The organism is Streptomyces galbus (assembly GCF_005280195.1).
Taxonomy (GTDB): domain Bacteria; phylum Actinomycetota; class Actinomycetes; order Streptomycetales; family Streptomycetaceae; genus Streptomyces; species Streptomyces galbus.
Genome location: NZ_SZPR01000019.1, coordinates 204,896 through 220,569, shown reverse-complemented (window position 1 = coordinate 220,569; position 15,674 = coordinate 204,896). Strand labels below are relative to the sequence as shown.

Genomic DNA, 15,674 nt, shown 5'->3' with positions numbered 1-15,674 from the left:
GCTGCCTCAGCCGGTGAGGACGCCGTCCAGGAACGGCTCGACGGCCTCCCGCCACCCCTCCGGCTGGTCGTAGTGCACCAGGTGTCCCGCGTCGGCCACCTCCGCGTACTCGCCCCGGGGCAGCACCCGCACCATCTCCTGTGCCTCCGCCCGTCCCAGCTCGCCGTCCAGGCCGCGCACGACCAGCGCGGGGCACCGCACCTGCGCCAGTTCCTCCCAGTGGGCGTCGTAGACCCAGGTCTCGCGGGAGCGCAGCATCTGCTCGGGCTCGAAGACGGGCCGCCAGCCGTCGGCGGCCTCCTGCATGACCTCGGCGTAGAACGCGCCGCGGGAGGGGTTGGGCCGCTCCACCCAGGGGTCGTCCTCGCCGAACCACTTGCGGACGTCGGCCAGGGTGGCGAAGGGCAGGGGCCAGGAGCGGAACCAGTCGGCCCACTCGCGCTGCGAGGCCGCGCCGATCGCGGAGGCCCGCATGTCGCAGATGACGAGGCCGCGGACGAGGTCGGGGCGCTTGGCGGCGAGCTGCCAGGCGGTGAGGGCGCCCATGGCGTGGCCGATGACGACGGCGGGGGCGAGGCCGAGCTGTTCGAGGGCGGCCTCGGCGTCCTCGACGTACGCCTCGCGGGTGTACGACGCGACCTCGGGCGGCTTCTCGCTGCGGCCGTGGCCGCGCTGGTCGAGGGCGACGGCGCGGTGCCGCTCGGAGAGCCAGCGGGCGGTGGGGGCCCAGTGGGAGGCGCGGCCCATCAGGCCGTGCAGTAACAGGACGCCGGGGCCGCGGTCCCCCTGCGGGCCGCTGCCGTCGGCGGCCGCGCCGGGCCGGCCGCCGAGGGGGCCGTCGACCGGGCCGGGGGCCTCCTTGGGCGGGTCGCCGAACTCCCAGGCCGCCAGGCGCACGCCCCCCGCCCCGGTCACGTCGATGCGTCGCGCCATCGGAACTGGCACCCCCTGGCTTGGCTCGCCGGCTTCCCACACTCACATGGCTCAGCGCACGCGGTGTTGCTCGCGTGTCACACGCAGACTATCGAACTTGCATTCGAAAAACGCCTGCGTGCCAGGCAACACCCCTCGTTCGAGTGACCCCCCTCAAGGAATGATCGCCGCTGCCGAGGGGAGACCTTCTGCGGGGGGCGGACCGCTCGGGGAAATCGGTCCGAGGGGCACGACCCTGAGAGCTCGGGGCTCCGGGTCGACCCAGGGGAGGACAGGCCCCGGTGCCGTACGGCACCGGGGCCCTCCTCTCGTCTGCGGCACATCGTCCCGCCCCCTCCGGTCATATGCCTCACGCGACAGCCTGGCACGAGACGCGGTGCGGCGCTGCCGTTTTTCGCCCGGCTCCCTCCTCGGGCGCGCGGCACGGGGCCGGCTCAGCGCTTGGCGACGAAGACGTGGGAGGCGACGTCCGACGCGAGCTCGGCGGCCTCGCCCCCGCTGCCGACCAGCACCCCGCCGGCCGACTCGGTGACGCTCACCACGGAGCCGGGCTGCACCCCGGCGCGGCGCAGGGTGTACATGAGCTGGGCGTCGGTCTGGATGGGCTCGCCGATCCGGCGCACGACCACCGTCTTGCCCTCCAGGCCCGGGTGGAGCTCGGCCAGCGAGACCATGCCCTCGTCCAGGAACGGGTCGGCGCCGTCCTTCTCGCCCAGCTCCTCCAGGCCCGGGATCGGGTTGCCGTACGGCGACTCGGTGGGGTGGCGCAGCAGCTCCAGCACGCGCCGCTCGACGGCCTCGCTCATCACGTGCTCCCAGCGGCAGGCCTCGGCGTGCACCTGCTCCCACTCCAGGCCGATCACGTCGACGAGGAGGCACTCGGCGAGGCGGTGCTTGCGCATCACGCGCGTGGCGAGGCGGCGGCCCTCGTCGGTCAGCTCCAGGTGCCGGTCGCTGGCGACGGACACCAGGCCGTCGCGCTCCATGCGCGCGACCGTCTGGCTGACCGTCGGACCACTCTGGTCGAGCCGCTCGGCGATGCGGGCGCGCATGGGGACGACACCCTCCTCCTCCAGCTCGAGGATGGTGCGGAGATACATCTCCGTGGTGTCGATGAGTCCGGACATACGTGCCCCTCGATGAGTGTCCCGGAGGCTGGACGGCTCTCCGGCGCGTGCGCTGGCCCTGACCTCAATTCTGCCGGATCCCACTGACAACCGTGCCGTGCCGAGGAAAGGGGGACCCCGCCGCGCGGGCCCGCGCCCGGCCGCCCGCCGTATTGACATCCCACTGGTCCAGACCGCACGGTGATCCGCGACACGGACACCCGACTCGGCAAAGGGGCCCCTCGGATGAGCGACCGCAGGCTCGGTGGGCAGTTCTTCGACGCGGCGATCGGGCTCCTGCAGCGGGTCCGCGACGAGGAGGCCGAGGCCGTCGAGGCCGCCGGGAAGCTCCTCGCGGACACCGTGGCCGACGGCGGCCGGCTCTTCGCCTTCGGCGCCGGTCACTCCTCCCTCGCCGCGCAGGACGTCGTCTACCGGGCCGGCGGACTGGCGCTGATGAACCTGCTCGCCGTGCCGGGCACCGTCGGCGTCGACGTCACCCCGGCCACCCTCGGCTCCGCCCTGGAGCGGGTCGACGGCCTCGCGAGCGCCGTGCTGGACACCTCCCCGATCGGCGCCGGCGACGCCCTGGTGATCATCTCGCTGTCCGGCCGCAACGCCCTGCCCGTGGAGATGGCCCTCAACGCCCGCGCCCTCGGCGTCCGGGTCATCGGCGTGACGTCGGTGGCGTACGCGACGGAGACCAAGTCCCGGCACTCCTCCGGCACCTTCCTGAAGGACCACTGCGACGTCGTCCTGGACTCGAAGATCGCGGTGGGGGACGCCGAGCTGACCCTGGACTCGGTGCCCGCGCCGTTCGCGCCCGCCTCCACCGTGGTCACCACCGCGCTGCTCCAGGCGGTCATGGCCACCGCGGCCGGCTCCCTGGCCGAGCGGGGCGTCGAGCCGCCGCTGCTGCGCTCGGGCAACGTCGACGGCGGCCACGAGTGGAACGGGCGGATCATGGACGAGTACGGGGCGCGCATCTTCTACCGGCACTGACGCCGGGGCGGACGACCGCGGCGATCGCGGCGATCGCGGCGGCGAACCGTCAGGTGTCCCGGCCCCGGTCGCCCACCGCCTCCGCGAGGTCCAGGGCCGCCGCGATCCGCACGGCCACGTCCTCCGCGTAGGCCGTGTCGGAACGCTCGAAGGGGCTGCGGCCGCGCCCGCGCAGGAACGTCACGACGCCGAGCGTGCGGCCCCGGCTGCGCAGCGCCGCGCACAGGGCGTGCACCGTGTCCTCGGGCCACTGGCGGGCGCGCGCCCACTCGCGGGCCTGGTCGGGCGGCACGCTGCCGGCGCCGGCCCGCACGGACCCGGCGCGGGCCACGCACTGCAGCGCCGGGTGGCCCTCGGCGTAGCGCGCGGGCAGCCCCGCGCGGCCGGTGAGCGTGCTGGGGCCCGGGCCGCCGCCGGAGGGGGTCTCGACGATGCGGACCAGCCGCAGCGGAGCCCCGGGCGGGCGCCCCCCGCCCGCGCCCGTCGCGCCGCCCTCCGACGGCGCCGTACCGCCGGTGACGCGGTCGATCAGCGCGTGGTCGGCGAATCCGGCGAGGGCGAAGTCGAGGTGGACGGTGACCGCCTCGGCGGGGTCCTCGCACTCGGCGGCCGCGCGGGCGGCCCGGTGGAGCTGGTTGCCGCGGAAGCGCAGCACGGACGCCTCCTGCTCGCCCTGCTTGGCCTCGGTGACGTCCTGGAACACCCAGCCCACGCCGAGCGGCACGGGTTCCTCCGCGAGCGGGGAGGCCAGGCGCAGGAAGCCGCTGCGCCAGCAGCGCCGCTTCTCGCCGTCCGGGGTGCGCACCCCGACCCACATCTCGGCGAGCGCCGGCGGGGCGCCCTCGGCGAGGACGTGCGTGAGGGCGTTCTCCACCTCCTCCACGCCGTGGGTGAGCAGCTCGCCCAGCGGGCGGCCCAGCGCGGCCGTGCGGCCGGTGCCCAGCGCGCGCGCCGCGTGCGCGTTGACGACGGCGGGCCGCAGGTCGGCGTCGACCAGGACCACGCCCCAGGAGGCGTCCTCCAGCAGTGCCTCGCTCAGCGCGATGGACCGCTCCAGGTCGATCTGGGCGTGCACCTCGCTGAACGCGCAGTACAGGCCGGCGGGCGTGCCGTCGGGGCCGCGCACCGCGGCGGACTGGGTGCGCACCAGGACCCGGCCGCCGTCCTTGGTGACCAGCGCGAACTCGTGCACCTGGCGGCCCGGGGCGCGCATGGCCGCCCGCAGCCGGCCCTCGACCTCCTCGGCGTCCGCCTCGCGCACCGCCCAGCCGGCGAACCCGTGCCGGCCGACGGCCTCCGCGGCCGTCCAGCCGAGGATGCGCTCGGCCTCCCGGTTCCAGTGGGTGACGACGCCGTCCGCGTCGAAGGCGCACAGCGCCGCGTCCATGCCGTCCAGGAGCGCGGCGAGCAGGTCGGCGCCGTCGGGGTGATCGGGGTGGCCGGGACCGCCGGGCGGCGGGGTGCCGGAGCCGGAACCGCCCCGGTCGGGCGGCTCGGGGCCGTCGTCCGGCCCCAGCTCGTCCGTGGTCCCACTACGCCGGGAAGCACTCACCTGGACCCCCATGCCGGCCGCGTCGGCAGCGACGGCGCGCCGGTTCGCTCACGGGCCGCCACCGGCCCTTTCCCTGGCCTTCATTCAACTCGAACGTGATGGAGCACACACAGGGTTCCTGCAATATTGCAGAGCAATCGTTAAAGAGCGGAGCGGCCCCGGCGCGCTCCCGCCGCGGGCCCGTCAACGGTGTCTCGGGACGGTCCGGCGGGGCCCGCAGCGGGTTCGTGGAAAAAAACGGTTGATCCGGCGGCGAACGGTTCCTAGGGTGGCTAGCACTTCGGAAAGGAGGTGGTTCGGCAGATGTATGCATACCGGACGGAAGAGGTGACTGCGGGCTAGCGGTCCGCCGTCAGACTCGGTTCGGCGCCGGACCAGCGTGTGCGCGACACACGCAGCCGGCCAGTTCCACGCAGTCACCCGACCCGCGAGTCGCCGGTACGTCCGGCCGGCTCCTCCCCCGGGAGGAACCAGACTCGCGGGTCGCTGCATGTCCGGAAGATCTTCCGGTTCCGGTCCGCGCGCTGTACGGGTCTTCCGGGCGAGCGGTACCCTGACGCCATGCTTTCGCTCGTTCGACGCCGCCACGTGGACTTCGTCCGCGTCACGAGCATGGGCTGTCGACGCTCCCTCTGAGCCGCCCCGGCTCCCGCCGAGCCGTCCGGCCCCCAGTGGTCCGAGCTTCTCCCCGCGCCTCGCCGGCGCCCCTCTCGCGGTCACCGCCGCCTCCCCTCCCCCGCTCCACCCGAGCGGCTTTCCGTCAGCTCTCGCCGAGCCCGTACACCCCGCGGACACCTCATGACGCACGCACCCACCCCCGTAGCGACGCACCCCGCCCAGCGGCAGCTCCCGATCATCGACCTGTCCGCCGCCGACCGCGGACCCCGCGCGCGGGCCCTGCTGCGCGCCCAGTTGCACAGCGCCGCCCACGACGTGGGCTTCTTCCAGCTCATCGGGCACGGCGTGACCCGGCAGGAGACCGACGGGCTGCTGACCGCCATGCGCCGGTTCTTCGCCCTGCCGGAGGCCGAGCGGCTCGCCCTCGACAACGTCCGCTCCCCCCACTTCCGCGGCTACACCCGCACCGGCGACGAGCGCACCGGCGGCCGGCGCGACTGGCGCGACCAGCTCGACATCGGCGCCGAACGGCCGGCCCGGGTGCCGGGCCCCGGGGAGCCGGCGTACTGGTGGCTGCAGGGGCCCAACCAGTGGCCCGCGTCGCTGCCGGAGCTGCGCGCTGCCGCGCTGCACTGGATCGAGCGGCTGAGCGCGGTCGCCGAGCGGCTGCTGCACGAGCTGCTCGCCTCGATCGGCGCGCCCGCCGACTTCTACGACCCCGTCTTCGGCGACCGGGCCCACCCGCAGCTCAAGCTGGTGCGCTACCCCGGCAGCGCCGGGGACGGCGCCGACCAGGGCGTCGGCGCGCACAAGGACTACGGCTTCCTGACCCTGCTGCTGCAGGACGAGGTGGGCGGGCTGCAGGTGCAGCGCGAGGACGGGCAGTTCCACGACGTCCCGCCGATCGACGGGGCGTTCGTGGTGAACCTCGGCGAACTCCTGGAGGTCGCCACCGACGGCTACCTGCTCGCCACCAACCACCGCGTGGTCTCGCCGCCCGGGGCGGTGGAGCGCTACTCGGTGCCGTTCTTCTACAACCCGCGCCTGGACGCGCGCGTGGAGCCGCTGCCGTTCCCGCACGCCCAGGCGGCGCCCGGCGCCACGGACGACCCGGCCAACCCGCTGTTCGCCGAGTACGGCTACAACGAGCTCAAGGGCAAGCTGCGCGCGCACCCGCTGGTCGCCCGGCGGCACCACGCGGGACTGCTGACCCCGGCGTGAGCCGGCCGCCGGGCCGGCACCGCTGACCGGCTGCCGGCCCGGGCGGGGATCACTCACCCCCGGGCGTCCTCCCCTGTACCGCGCCCTCAAGGGGTGTCGGGCACGTCGCCGAGCGTGTCGCCGTAGAGCCGGAACAGGCGCAGCCCGGCCGGCCCGCCGGTGTCCGTCCCGCGCAGGTGGTGCCAGCAGTCGGCGGTGAGGCGCCGCGCCTCGGTGCCGGGCCACGGCTGGGGCAGCAGCTCCGGCGGGAGCAGCGGGTCGGGGTCCATCGCCCTGGTGAACTCCGCCGCGAGTTCCACGGCCGTCGCCAGCCGCCCGGCGGCCACGCTCGCGGTGCCGTCGCCCCCTGCCGGCGCGTCCAGCCGGGTCAGGCAGTGCCGCGCGAAGGCGGTGAGCCGTTCGTAGCGGGCGGCGACCTCGTCCAGGGGCCACAGTCCGGCGGCCAGGGCGGCGGGGTCGGTGAGGGCGCCCACGCGCAGGTCGGTGCTGGTCAGGAAGGTCAAGGAGTCCAGGACGCCCAGGTGGCGGGCGTGCGCCTCGACGATGGCGGCGACGGGGTTGGCGGTGACGTAGAGGCCGCCCTGGAGGGGGGCCGCACCGAGGTGGAGGAGGGTGTCCCGCAGGGCGTCGCGGAGGGTGCGCCGGGATTCGGGGACGGCGAACGCGAACAGGTGCCAGACACCGTTCCAGGGGGCCTGCCCGGCGTCCTGCCGGTAGGCGTGGCGGACGTACTCCGCGTCCGGTGCGAGGGCGCCGGTGGGGTCGGCGACGGCCCGCAGGACGGCCTTGCGCCCGCGGCCCTCCTGGGTGAACCGCCCGTCGGCGACGAGGCGTCTGACGCACAGGCGCAGCTGTTGGTCGGTCATGCCGAGCAGGCCCGCGACGTCGTACAGCTCGGCGGCGTCGACGGTGCCGTCCTCCCGCACGAGGGCGTGCACGAGCAGCCGGGTGGGCACCTCCGGCCGGGGAGGGCCTTCCGCCCCCGTACCGGTGACGGGTGTGGCGGCGGCCGTCACCGCCCGTCCCCCGCGATGCGGTCCGCCCCGGTGACGGGTCGGTACATGGTCGTCACCGCGCCGAAGCCCAGCAGCCGGCGCAGCCAGGGCGTCCGCTCGGTGCGCCGGGCGACGTAACCGTGCCGTTCGTACAGGGCGCGCGCCCGGGGGTTGGTGTCGATGACGTCCAGCCGGATGCGCCGGCATCCGTTCTCGGCGGCGACGGCGGCGACCTGCCCCAGCAGGAGGCTGCCGATCCCGCCGCCCCGGTGGCGCGCGTCCACGGCGATGCCGTCCATGACGAGTTCCGCCTCCTCGGGGATGCGTTCGAACAGGGCGAGCACGGCGAGCCGGGGCAGGCCGCGAAGGACGCCGTAGGCGGACAGGACGTCCGGCACGCCACCGCCGGTCAGCGCGCGCCCGCCGAGATGGTAGCCCGCAATGCCGACCACCTTGCCGTCGACGAGGGCGGTCACGCCCCGGTCGTGGTTGAGGTGCGCGGCGATGAAGGCCCGCCCGGTCTCAGGGGGGTCGAGGGCGGGGCCGAGCTTGCGGCCGAACGCTTCCCAGTACAGCGCGGCCACCTCCGCCTCGGCCCCCTCGGGCACCCCTCGTCGGCACGTGACGGCCTCGGTCCTCGGGTCCGTGGGCTCCATGTCCTGCTCCCCCTGCCTTTTCGATCACCTTGCACTATCGATTCTAATACGTTCATTCTTAGCACGAGCGTTTTATAGACGAACGATAGATCGGAGCGGTCCGGTGCTGGGACGACGGAGGACGGTCCGCGCGAGGCGTGGCCGGCGGTACCTGCTGTGGGCCCTGGTGGGCGCCCTGCTCGTGGCGGGCGGGCTCGGCGGGGTCGTGGTGTGGCAGAACACCTACGACCTCCGCGAGGAGCGCGTGGTGCTGCGGCACCACGGTCACCGCCTGGAGGGGGTGCTGGCCCGCCCGCCGGCGGGCGAGGGGCCGTTCGGGCTGGTGGTCTTCGTGCACGGCGACGGGCCCGTGGACGCGACCCACGACACCTTCTACCGGCCCCTGTGGGAGGCGTTCGCGCGGGCGGGTTACGCCTCGCTGTCCTTCAGCAAACCGGGGGTGGCCGGCTCGGAGGGCGACTGGCTCGACCAGAGCATGGACGACCGCGCCGAGGAGACACTCGCCGCGGTCGCCTGGGCCCGCGGACGCCCCGGGATCGACGGCCGTCGCATCGGGCTGTGGGGCGCCAGCCAGGCCGGATGGGTCCTGCCCAAGGTCGCCGCGAAGGACCGGCGCCTGCGTTTCGTCATCGCCGTCTCGCCGGCCGTCAACTGGCTGCGGCAGGGCCGCTACAACCTGCTCGCCGAACTCCACCGGGAAGGCGCCGACGAGCGGCGCGTCGCGGCCGCGCTGCGCCGCCGCGAGACGACCGTGCGCCTGCTGAGGAGGGGCGCGACCTACGACGAGTACCGCGCGGCGGTCGGTGACACGGGCGGCATCACCGCGGCCCGTTGGCGCTTCATCTCGGCGAACTACACCTCCGACGCGGTCGCCGACCTGCGCGCCGTGCGGGGAACGCCCGTCCTGCTCGTGCTGGCCGGCCACGACGTGAACGTGGACGTCAGGGAGACGGAGACCGTGTACCGCGCGGTCCTTCCCCCCGCCGCGCTGAGCGTCGCGCACTACCCCGACGCCACCCACTCGCTGGTGGACCACGCCACCGAACGCTCGTCGCTGCGGCTGACCATGACCGCCGTCCTCGCACCACGGAAGCTGTACGCGGCGGGATTCCTCGACCGCCAGGCCCGCTTCCTGCGGGAGACCGGCGCGAGCGACGGCGGCGTGGCGACGTCTCCCGCTCCCTGACCCCGGACCGGCGGTGCCACGGACCCGCACCGCCGGTCACGGCAGCCGCTCGGCGACAGCCCCGGCAATTGGCTGACCGCCTCAGGAAGCGGGTGACCGCCTCAGGAAGCGGGTGACCGCCTCAGGAGGCGATGTCCGCGTACCCCTCGATCTCGCGCGGGTCGCGCGGGCCGGGGCCGATGTAGCGGGCGGACGGGCGCACCAGGCGGCCGGTGCGCTTCTGCTCCAGGATGTGCGCCGACCAGCCCGCGGTGCGGGCGCAGGTGAACATCGAGGTGAACATGTGCGCCGGGACCTCGGCGAAGTCCAGGACGATGGCGGCCCAGAACTCGACGTTCGTGGCGAGGACGCGGTCGGGGCGGCGGTTGTGCAGCTCCTCCAGCGCGGCCTTCTCCAGCGCCTCGGCGATCTCGAAGCGGGGGGCGCCCAGCTCGCGCGCAGTGCGGCGCAGGACGCGGGCGCGGGGGTCCTCGGCGCGGTAGACGCGGTGCCCGAAGCCCATCAGGCGCTCGCCCCGGTCGAGGGCCTGCTTGACGTACGCCTCGGCGTCGCCGGTGCGCTCGATCTCCTCGATCATCCCGAGCACGCGCGAGGGGGCGCCGCCGTGCAGCGGGCCGGACATGGCGCCCACGGCGCCCGAGAGGGCCGCGGCGACGTCGGCGCCGGTGGAGGCGATGACGCGGGCGGTGAAGGTGGAGGCGTTCATGCCGTGCTCGGCGGCGGACGTCCAGTAGGCGTCCACGGCGGCCACGTGCTTGGGGTCGGGCTCGCCCCGCCAGCGGATCATGAACCGCTCGACGACGGACTGCGCCTGGTCTATCTCGCTCTGCGGGACCATGGGCAGGCCCTGGCCGCGGGCGGACTGGGCGACGTAGGACAGGGCCATGACGGCGGCACGCGCGAGGTCGTCACGGGCCTGGTCGGCGTCGATGTCGAGGAGCGGTTTCAGGCCCCAGACGGGGGCGAGCATGGCCAGCGCGGACTGCACGTCCACGCGGATGTCGCCGGAGTGGACGGGGATGGGGAACGGCTCGGCGGGCGGCAGGCCGGGGTTGAAGGCGCCGTCCACGAGCAGGCCCCAGACGTTGCCGAAGGAGACGTGACCGACCAGGTCCTCGATGTCGACGCCCCGGTACCGCAGGGCGCCGCCCTCCTTGTCCGGTTCGGCGATCTCGGTCTCGAATGCGACGACTCCCTCGAGCCCGGGTACGAAGTCGGACATCAGGCGGCTCCTCGTGAGGTGAGTGACAGGTGGTGCGTCCGGGGGGACGACCAGGTGTCGGGCGGCTGGGGAGGGTGAGGGGCCCGTGGATCCGCGGTCGTGTCCCGGCTCGCGGTCCTGGGCGCTCACCCCTGTGATGCCCCGTGCGGTCGGCGGTCACCCCACCGGCACGGCACCAGCACGATATCCCCGGAGTGCCACCTTTGGGGAGCCCCCGCGGCACTCAGTGCCATCTCGGTCGGCCGGGGGGCTTCCGGTCCGCGGGCCGGGCGGTGCGGGCGGACCATGCGGCAAGATGACCATGTGAGCGACCGAGACGCCGTCCCGTACGATCCCGCCGCCGAACCCGCGCCCGATCCCGCGTCGATGCGCAAGCAGTACCGGGCCGAGGGCCTCGACGTGTCCGACCTGGCCGCGACGCCGGTGGAGCAGTTCGCCCGCTGGTTCCGGGACGCGGCCCTGGAGGCCCACCTCTTCGAGCCGAACGCGATGGTCGTCTCCACGGCCGACGCCGAGGGCCGGCCCAGCTCGCGCACGGTGCTGCTGAAGCAGTTCGACGAGCGGGGCTTCGTCTTCTACACCAACTACGACTCCCGCAAGGGCCGCGACCTCGCCGAGAACCCCCACGTCTCGCTGCTGTTCCCCTGGCACCCGATGGCCCGGCAGGTCGTCGTGCGGGGCGTGGCCCGACGCACCGGGCGCGACGAGACCGCCGCGTACTTCCGGACCCGGCCGCACGGCTCCCAGCTCGGCGCCTGGGCGAGCGCCCAGTCCACGGTGATCGCCTCACGCGACGGGCTGGACGCGGCGTACGCCGAGCTGGAGGCCCGCTACCCGGAGGGCGAGCAGGTGCCCGTGCCGCCGCACTGGGGCGGCTTCCGGGTCACGCCCGAACGCGTGGAGTTCTGGCAGGGCCGGCTGAACCGCCTGCACGACCGCCTGGCCTACGTCGCCGAGCCGGCCGGCGGCTGGCGCGTGGAGCGGCTGAGCCCCTGAGGGGGCCGTCGACATCGGCGACGTCCGGCCCGGCGGCGGCTCAAGCTCAGGCTCAGGCGAGGGCCGTGTCCAGGAGGGCCGCCCATTGCGCCACCACGCGGGTGCGGCGGGTCGTGTCGTCGGTGAGGAGGTTGGCGAGGCCCAGGCCGCGGGCCATGTCCAGCAGCCCCTGGACGGTCTCGCGGACGCCGGGGCGGGACTCGTCGGCGCCGAGCAGCTCGACGGCTATGCGGTGGGTCTCCCGGCCGACGCGGGCCTCCAGCTCGGTGACCCTCGGGCGGAGCTGCTCCTCGTCGGAGGCGGCGACCCACAGGTGCAGGGCGGCCCGGAACAGCGGGCCGGTGTACAGGTCCACCAGGGCGGCGACGACGGCGCGCCGGTCGCCGGCCGCGCCCTGCGGGAAGAGGGCGCGCAGGGCCGTGGAGCGCTCCTCGGCGACGTACTCGACGGCTGCGGTGAACAGGTCCTCACGGGTGCGGAAGTGGTGCTGGGCGGCGCCCCGGGAGACACCGGCGCGCTCGGCGACGACGGAGACCGTGGAGCCCGCCCAGCCGCGCTCGGCGAGGCAGGCCACGGCGGCCTCCAGGAGCCGCTGCCGGGTCGCGCGGCTGCGGTCCTGCTTGGGGAGGCGCTCCGCGCGCTGGTCCGCCGTCGCGGCACCGGCCGAGGCACCGGTCACAGCACCCATGAGGGATCCCGTCGTTCGAGGAAGGCCGTCATCCCCTCGCGGGCCGGCGGGGAGGCGAACAGCCGGCCCGAGAGCGCGGTCAGGGTGGCCGCGTCCCGGTCGAAGGTCTCCAGCACCCTAGCCGTGAGCAGCCGCTTCGTCTCGGCCAGGGCCTCGGGCGCGGATCGCCGCAGCCCGTCGAGGACCGGGTCGAGGACGGCCTCCACCTCCTCGCCGTCGCCCGCGGCCGCGGTGAGCAGGCCGGTGCGGGCCGCCTCGACGGCGTCGAAGCGCTCGCCGGTGAGGTAGTAACGGGCCAGGGCGCGCGGGTCGGCGCGGTCCAGGAGGGTCAGCGAGATGACGGCGGGGGCCACGCCGATGCGCACCTCGGTGAACGCGAAGGTCGCCGCGCGGGACGCGACCGCGATGTCGCAGGCGGCCAGGAGGCCGAGGCCGCCCGCGCGGACGTGGCCGGTGACCCGCGCGACCACCGGGCGGGGCAGCTCCACGATCCGGCGGAGCAGGTCCACGAGCGCGTCCGGGTGCGGCGGGTCCCGCAGGTCGGCGCCGGCGCTGAACGTGCCCCCGGTGTGGGTGAGCACGACGGCGCGGACACCGGGGTCCTCGGCGCAGTCCGCGAGCGCCCCCGCGAGTTCGGCGACCAGCGCCGCCGAGAGGGCGTTGCGGTTGTCCGGGGAGTCGAGCGCGAGGGTCTCCACGCCCCGCGCGCGGGTACGGCCGATCAGTGTCATGTGCGCTCCCTGAGCTGCCGGCGCAGGATCTTCCCGGACACGGCGCGCGGCACGGCGTCGATGAAGGTGACGCGGCGCACGCGCTTGTACGGGGCGACCCGCTCGGCGACGTACATCATGACCTCGCCCGCGGAGAGGTCGGCGGCGGTGGGCTGGCGGACCACGTAGGCGTGCGGCACCTCGTTGCGGTCGTCGTCGCGGGCGCCGACGACGGCCGCGTCCGCGATGCCCGGGTGGGTGAGCAGCAGCGCCTCCAGCTCGGCCGGGGCGACCTGGAAGCCCTTGTACTTGATGAGTTCCTTGACCCGGTCGACGACGAACAGCCAGCCGTCCCGGTCGACGTGGCCGACGTCGCCGGTGTGCAGCCAGCCGTCGGCGTCGATCATCGCCCCGGTGGCGTCGGGGCGCCCCAGGTAGCCCTTCATGACCTGCGGGCCGCGGATCAGGATCTCGCCCGCCTCGCCGACGCCGAGGTCCTTGCCGGGGTCGTCGAGGGAGACCACGCGCATCTCGGTCCCGGCGATGAGCTTGCCGACGGTGCCGGGCGGGGCCTCCTCCATGGCGTCCAGCGGGACCACGTGCGTGCCCGGGGACAGCTCGGTCATGCCGTACGCCTGGCCGACCGGCGGCAGGCCCAGCCGCTGCGCGCACGCGGCGGCGAGGTCGGCGTCCAGGGGCGCGGCGGCGCTGATGACGTACCGCAGGGACGACAGGTCGTACTGCGCGACCGCCGGGTGCTTGGCGAGGGCCAGCACGATCGGCGGCGCCACGTACAGCCCGGTGATGCGGTGGGTCTGGATCGCGGCGAGGAACGCCTCCAGCTCGAAGCGGGGCAGCACGACGACCGTGGCGCCCTTGCGCAGGGGGGCGTTCATCAGGGCGGTCAGCCCGTAGATGTGGAAGAACGGCAGCACGGCGAGGATGCGGTCGTCCGGTCCCGCCGGGATCGCGGGCTCGAGCTGGGCGAGGTTGGTGGCGATCTGGCGGTGGGTGAGCATCACGCCCTTGGGGACGCCGGTCGTGCCCGAGGAGTACGGCAGGGCCGCCACGTCCTCGGCGGGGTCGATGTCGGGCCGGGGCTCGGGGGCGCGGGAGGCGAGCATGTCGATCAGCGAACGGTGGCCGGGCGCGCTGTCGCAGACGAAGACCTCCTCGACGCCGCCCGCGAGTTCGGCCGCGCGTCGGGCCGTCGCCAGCAGCGGGGAGACGGTGACGATCCAGCGGGCCCCCGAGTCGCCGAGCTGCTTGGCGAACTCCTCGGGCGTGCACAGCGGGTGCACGGTGGTGACCGAGGCGCCCGCGCGCGTGGCCGCGTAGAACGCGAGCGGGAAGGCGACCGTGTTGGGGCTGTGCAGGGCCAGCACGTCGCCCTTGCGCACCCCGGCCTCGGCGAGCGCGGCGGCCACCCGGCGGTGGAAGCGGTCGACCTGTTCGTACGTGAGCGTGGTGCCGTCCGTGCCGTCGATCAGCGCCGGCCGGTCGCCGAACTCGGCGGCACCGCCCAGCACGGCCTCGTGGATGGGCAGGTCGACGGGCGGAACGTCTGCGTACTCGCTGCGGAACACGGTTCCTCCTCACGCACGCCGGCGTGCGTCGTCAGTACGACTTGGGCAGACCGAGGGTCTGGTGGGAGACGTAGTTGAGAATCATCTCCCGGCTCACCGGGGCGATACGAGCCACGCGCGCGGCCGTGATCAGCCGGGCCAAGCCGAACTCACGCGTCAGGCCGTTCCCGCCGAGGGTGTGCACCGCCTGGTCGACCGCCTTCACGCAGGCCTCCCCCGCCGCGTACTTCGCCATGTTCGCCGCCTCGCCCGCGCCGACGTCGTCCCCCGCGTCGTAGAGGTGGGCCGCCTTCTGCATCATCAGGCGGGCCAGCTCCAGCTCGATGTGGGCCTGGGCGAGCGGGTGGGCGACGGCCTGGTGGGCGCCGATGGGGACCTTCCACACGGTGCGCTCGCGCGCGTACTCCACCGCGCGGGCCAGGGCGTGGCGCCCCATGCCGATCGCGAAGGCCGCCGTCATGATGCGCTCGGGGTTGAGCCCGGCGAACAGCTGGAGCAGACCGGCGTCCTCGTCGCCCACCAACGCGTCGGCGGGCAGCCGCACGTCGTCCAGGACCAGCTCGAACTGCTTCTCCTCGCTGTGCAGTTCCATGTCGATCCGGCGGCGGGTGAAGCCGGGCGCGTCCCGCGGGACGATGAACAGGCAGGGCTTGAGGCGTCCGGTGCGGGCGTCCTCGGTGCGGCCGACGATCAGGGTGGCGTCCGCGATGTCCACGCCGGAGACGAAGACCTTGCGGCCGGTGAGCAGCCAGTCGGCGCCGTCGCGGCGGGCCGTGGTGGTGATGCGGTGGCTGTTGGAGCCGGCGTCGGGCTCGGTGATGCCGAACGCCATCAGGCGGGAGCCGTCGGCGAGGGCGGGCAGCCACTCGCGCTTCTGGGCCTCGGTGCCGAAGCGGGCGATCACGGTGCCGCAGATCGCCGGGGAGACGATCATCATGAGCAGGGGGTTGCCCGCGGTGCCGAGCTCTTCGAGGACGAGGGAGAGTTCGGCGATGCCGCCGCCTCCCCCGCCGTATGCCTCCGGCAGGTTGACGCCGATGTAGCCCAGCTCGGCAGCCTGCCGCCACAGGTCGCGGTGGGCGACGTCCCGGTGGCTTTGGGCGAAGGCCGCTACCGCCTTGCGGAGGGCCTGGTGCTCTTCGGGTTCGATGAGGGTGGTCACTGTCGTCCTCCGGGTGGCTGTCGTCGGTGGCCGGGCGCGCA

At 74.6% G+C, this 15,674-nt stretch carries 14 protein-coding genes; 4 read left to right on the top strand and 10 right to left on the bottom strand.

The window, feature by feature from the left end:
- Positions 1 to 6: 6 nt before the first annotated feature.
- Together E4U92_RS24285 and E4U92_RS24280 are read right to left on the bottom strand one after the other, a co-directional pair.
- On the bottom strand, positions 7 to 933 hold the full coding sequence (locus E4U92_RS24285; protein ID WP_137302571.1) for an alpha/beta fold hydrolase: 927 nt from the start codon (positions 931 to 933) through the stop codon (positions 7 to 9).
- 434 nt (positions 934 to 1,367) lie between these two features.
- Positions 1,368 to 2,060: an iron-dependent transcriptional repressor DtxR gene (locus E4U92_RS24280; RefSeq protein WP_067234232.1), complete on the bottom strand. Its 693-nt coding sequence runs from the start codon at positions 2,058 to 2,060 to the stop codon at positions 1,368 to 1,370.
- 225 nt (positions 2,061 to 2,285) lie between these two features.
- Between E4U92_RS24280 and E4U92_RS24275 the strand changes: the two genes are divergently transcribed.
- On the top strand, positions 2,286 to 3,041 hold the full coding sequence (locus E4U92_RS24275) for an SIS domain-containing protein (RefSeq protein ID WP_137302570.1): 756 nt from the start codon (positions 2,286 to 2,288) through the stop codon (positions 3,039 to 3,041).
- A 49-nt stretch (positions 3,042 to 3,090) separates the two neighbouring features.
- On the opposite strand, the gene E4U92_RS24270 is transcribed toward E4U92_RS24275, so the two are convergent.
- Entirely contained in the window at positions 3,091 to 4,593 is a 1,503-nt protein-coding gene (locus E4U92_RS24270; protein WP_137302569.1) for a PAS domain-containing protein, read from the bottom strand.
- 798 nt (positions 4,594 to 5,391) lie between these two features.
- Between E4U92_RS24270 and E4U92_RS24265 the strand changes: the two genes are divergently transcribed.
- A complete protein-coding gene (locus tag E4U92_RS24265; RefSeq protein ID WP_137302568.1) occupies positions 5,392 to 6,432 on the top strand; it encodes an isopenicillin N synthase family dioxygenase in 1,041 nt (346 codons plus the stop codon).
- A gap of 86 nt (positions 6,433 to 6,518) precedes the next feature.
- Here the strand turns inward: E4U92_RS24265 and E4U92_RS24260 are convergent, their stop codons facing one another.
- Together E4U92_RS24260 and E4U92_RS24255 are read right to left on the bottom strand one after the other, a co-directional pair.
- A complete protein-coding gene (locus E4U92_RS24260; protein WP_229862548.1) occupies positions 6,519 to 7,448 on the bottom strand; it encodes a PaaX family transcriptional regulator C-terminal domain-containing protein in 930 nt (309 codons plus the stop codon).
- A complete protein-coding gene (locus E4U92_RS24255; RefSeq protein WP_137302567.1) occupies positions 7,445 to 8,083 on the bottom strand; it encodes a GNAT family N-acetyltransferase in 639 nt (212 codons plus the stop codon). Before E4U92_RS24255 ends, E4U92_RS24260 begins: the two co-directional genes overlap by 4 nt.
- A 103-nt stretch (positions 8,084 to 8,186) precedes the next feature.
- On the opposite strand from E4U92_RS24255, the gene E4U92_RS24250 reads away from it, so the two are divergent.
- On the top strand, positions 8,187 to 9,269 hold the full coding sequence (locus E4U92_RS24250) for an alpha/beta hydrolase family protein (protein WP_229862549.1): 1,083 nt from the start codon (positions 8,187 to 8,189) through the stop codon (positions 9,267 to 9,269).
- 121 nt (positions 9,270 to 9,390) lie between these two features.
- Here E4U92_RS24250 and E4U92_RS24245 read toward each other — a convergent pair whose 3' ends face one another.
- Positions 9,391 to 10,491 carry a citrate synthase 2 gene (locus tag E4U92_RS24245; protein ID WP_137302565.1) on the bottom strand — a complete coding sequence of 367 codons (1,101 nt, stop codon included), beginning with the start codon at positions 10,489 to 10,491 and terminating at the stop codon, positions 9,391 to 9,393.
- A gap of 285 nt (positions 10,492 to 10,776) precedes the next feature.
- On the opposite strand from E4U92_RS24245, the gene pdxH reads away from it, so the two are divergent.
- Positions 10,777 to 11,487: a pyridoxamine 5'-phosphate oxidase gene (pdxH, locus tag E4U92_RS24240; RefSeq protein ID WP_137302564.1), complete on the top strand. Its 711-nt coding sequence runs from the start codon at positions 10,777 to 10,779 to the stop codon at positions 11,485 to 11,487.
- A 52-nt stretch (positions 11,488 to 11,539) separates the two neighbouring features.
- On the opposite strand, the gene E4U92_RS24235 is transcribed toward pdxH, so the two are convergent.
- The 4 genes from E4U92_RS24235 to E4U92_RS24220 are packed head-to-tail and all read right to left on the bottom strand — an operon-like array spanning position 11,540 to position 15,633.
- Positions 11,540 to 12,175 (bottom strand): TetR/AcrR family transcriptional regulator, encoded by a 636-nt coding sequence (locus E4U92_RS24235; protein WP_137302563.1) that lies wholly within the window; start codon positions 12,173 to 12,175, stop codon positions 11,540 to 11,542.
- Positions 12,163 to 12,906 carry an enoyl-CoA hydratase family protein gene (locus tag E4U92_RS24230; RefSeq protein ID WP_137302562.1) on the bottom strand — a complete coding sequence of 248 codons (744 nt, stop codon included), beginning with the start codon at positions 12,904 to 12,906 and terminating at the stop codon, positions 12,163 to 12,165. The genes E4U92_RS24235 and E4U92_RS24230 overlap by 13 nt, the downstream gene beginning before the upstream one ends.
- Positions 12,903 to 14,471, bottom strand: coding sequence for a 4-coumarate--CoA ligase family protein (locus E4U92_RS24225; protein WP_137302561.1), 1,569 nt, complete (start codon positions 14,469 to 14,471; stop codon positions 12,903 to 12,905). The genes E4U92_RS24230 and E4U92_RS24225 overlap by 4 nt, the downstream gene beginning before the upstream one ends.
- Positions 14,472 to 14,502: 31 nt before the next feature.
- Positions 14,503 to 15,633 carry an acyl-CoA dehydrogenase family protein gene (locus E4U92_RS24220; protein ID WP_137302560.1) on the bottom strand — a complete coding sequence of 377 codons (1,131 nt, stop codon included), beginning with the start codon at positions 15,631 to 15,633 and terminating at the stop codon, positions 14,503 to 14,505.
- Between the last annotated feature and the right edge of the window lie 41 nt (positions 15,634 to 15,674).

Excerpts from the sequence above, each read along its gene's own strand:
- E4U92_RS24285 (WP_137302571.1), bottom strand. The coding sequence starts at position 933 with ATGGCGCGACGCATCGACGTGACCGGGGCGGGGGGCGTGCGCCTGGCG.
- E4U92_RS24280 (WP_067234232.1), bottom strand. The coding sequence starts at position 2,060 with ATGTCCGGACTCATCGACACCACGGAGATGTATCTCCGCACCATCCTC.
- E4U92_RS24275 (WP_137302570.1), top strand. The coding sequence starts at position 2,286 with ATGAGCGACCGCAGGCTCGGTGGGCAGTTCTTCGACGCGGCGATCGGG.
- E4U92_RS24265 (WP_137302568.1), top strand. The coding sequence starts at position 5,392 with ATGACGCACGCACCCACCCCCGTAGCGACGCACCCCGCCCAGCGGCAG.
- E4U92_RS24255 (WP_137302567.1), bottom strand. The coding sequence starts at position 8,083 with ATGGAGCCCACGGACCCGAGGACCGAGGCCGTCACGTGCCGACGAGGG.
- E4U92_RS24245 (WP_137302565.1), bottom strand. The coding sequence starts at position 10,491 with ATGTCCGACTTCGTACCCGGGCTCGAGGGAGTCGTCGCATTCGAGACC.
- pdxH (WP_137302564.1), top strand. The coding sequence starts at position 10,777 with ATGCGGCAAGATGACCATGTGAGCGACCGAGACGCCGTCCCGTACGAT.
- E4U92_RS24235 (WP_137302563.1), bottom strand. The coding sequence starts at position 12,175 with ATGGGTGCTGTGACCGGTGCCTCGGCCGGTGCCGCGACGGCGGACCAG.
- E4U92_RS24230 (WP_137302562.1), bottom strand. The coding sequence starts at position 12,906 with ATGACACTGATCGGCCGTACCCGCGCGCGGGGCGTGGAGACCCTCGCG.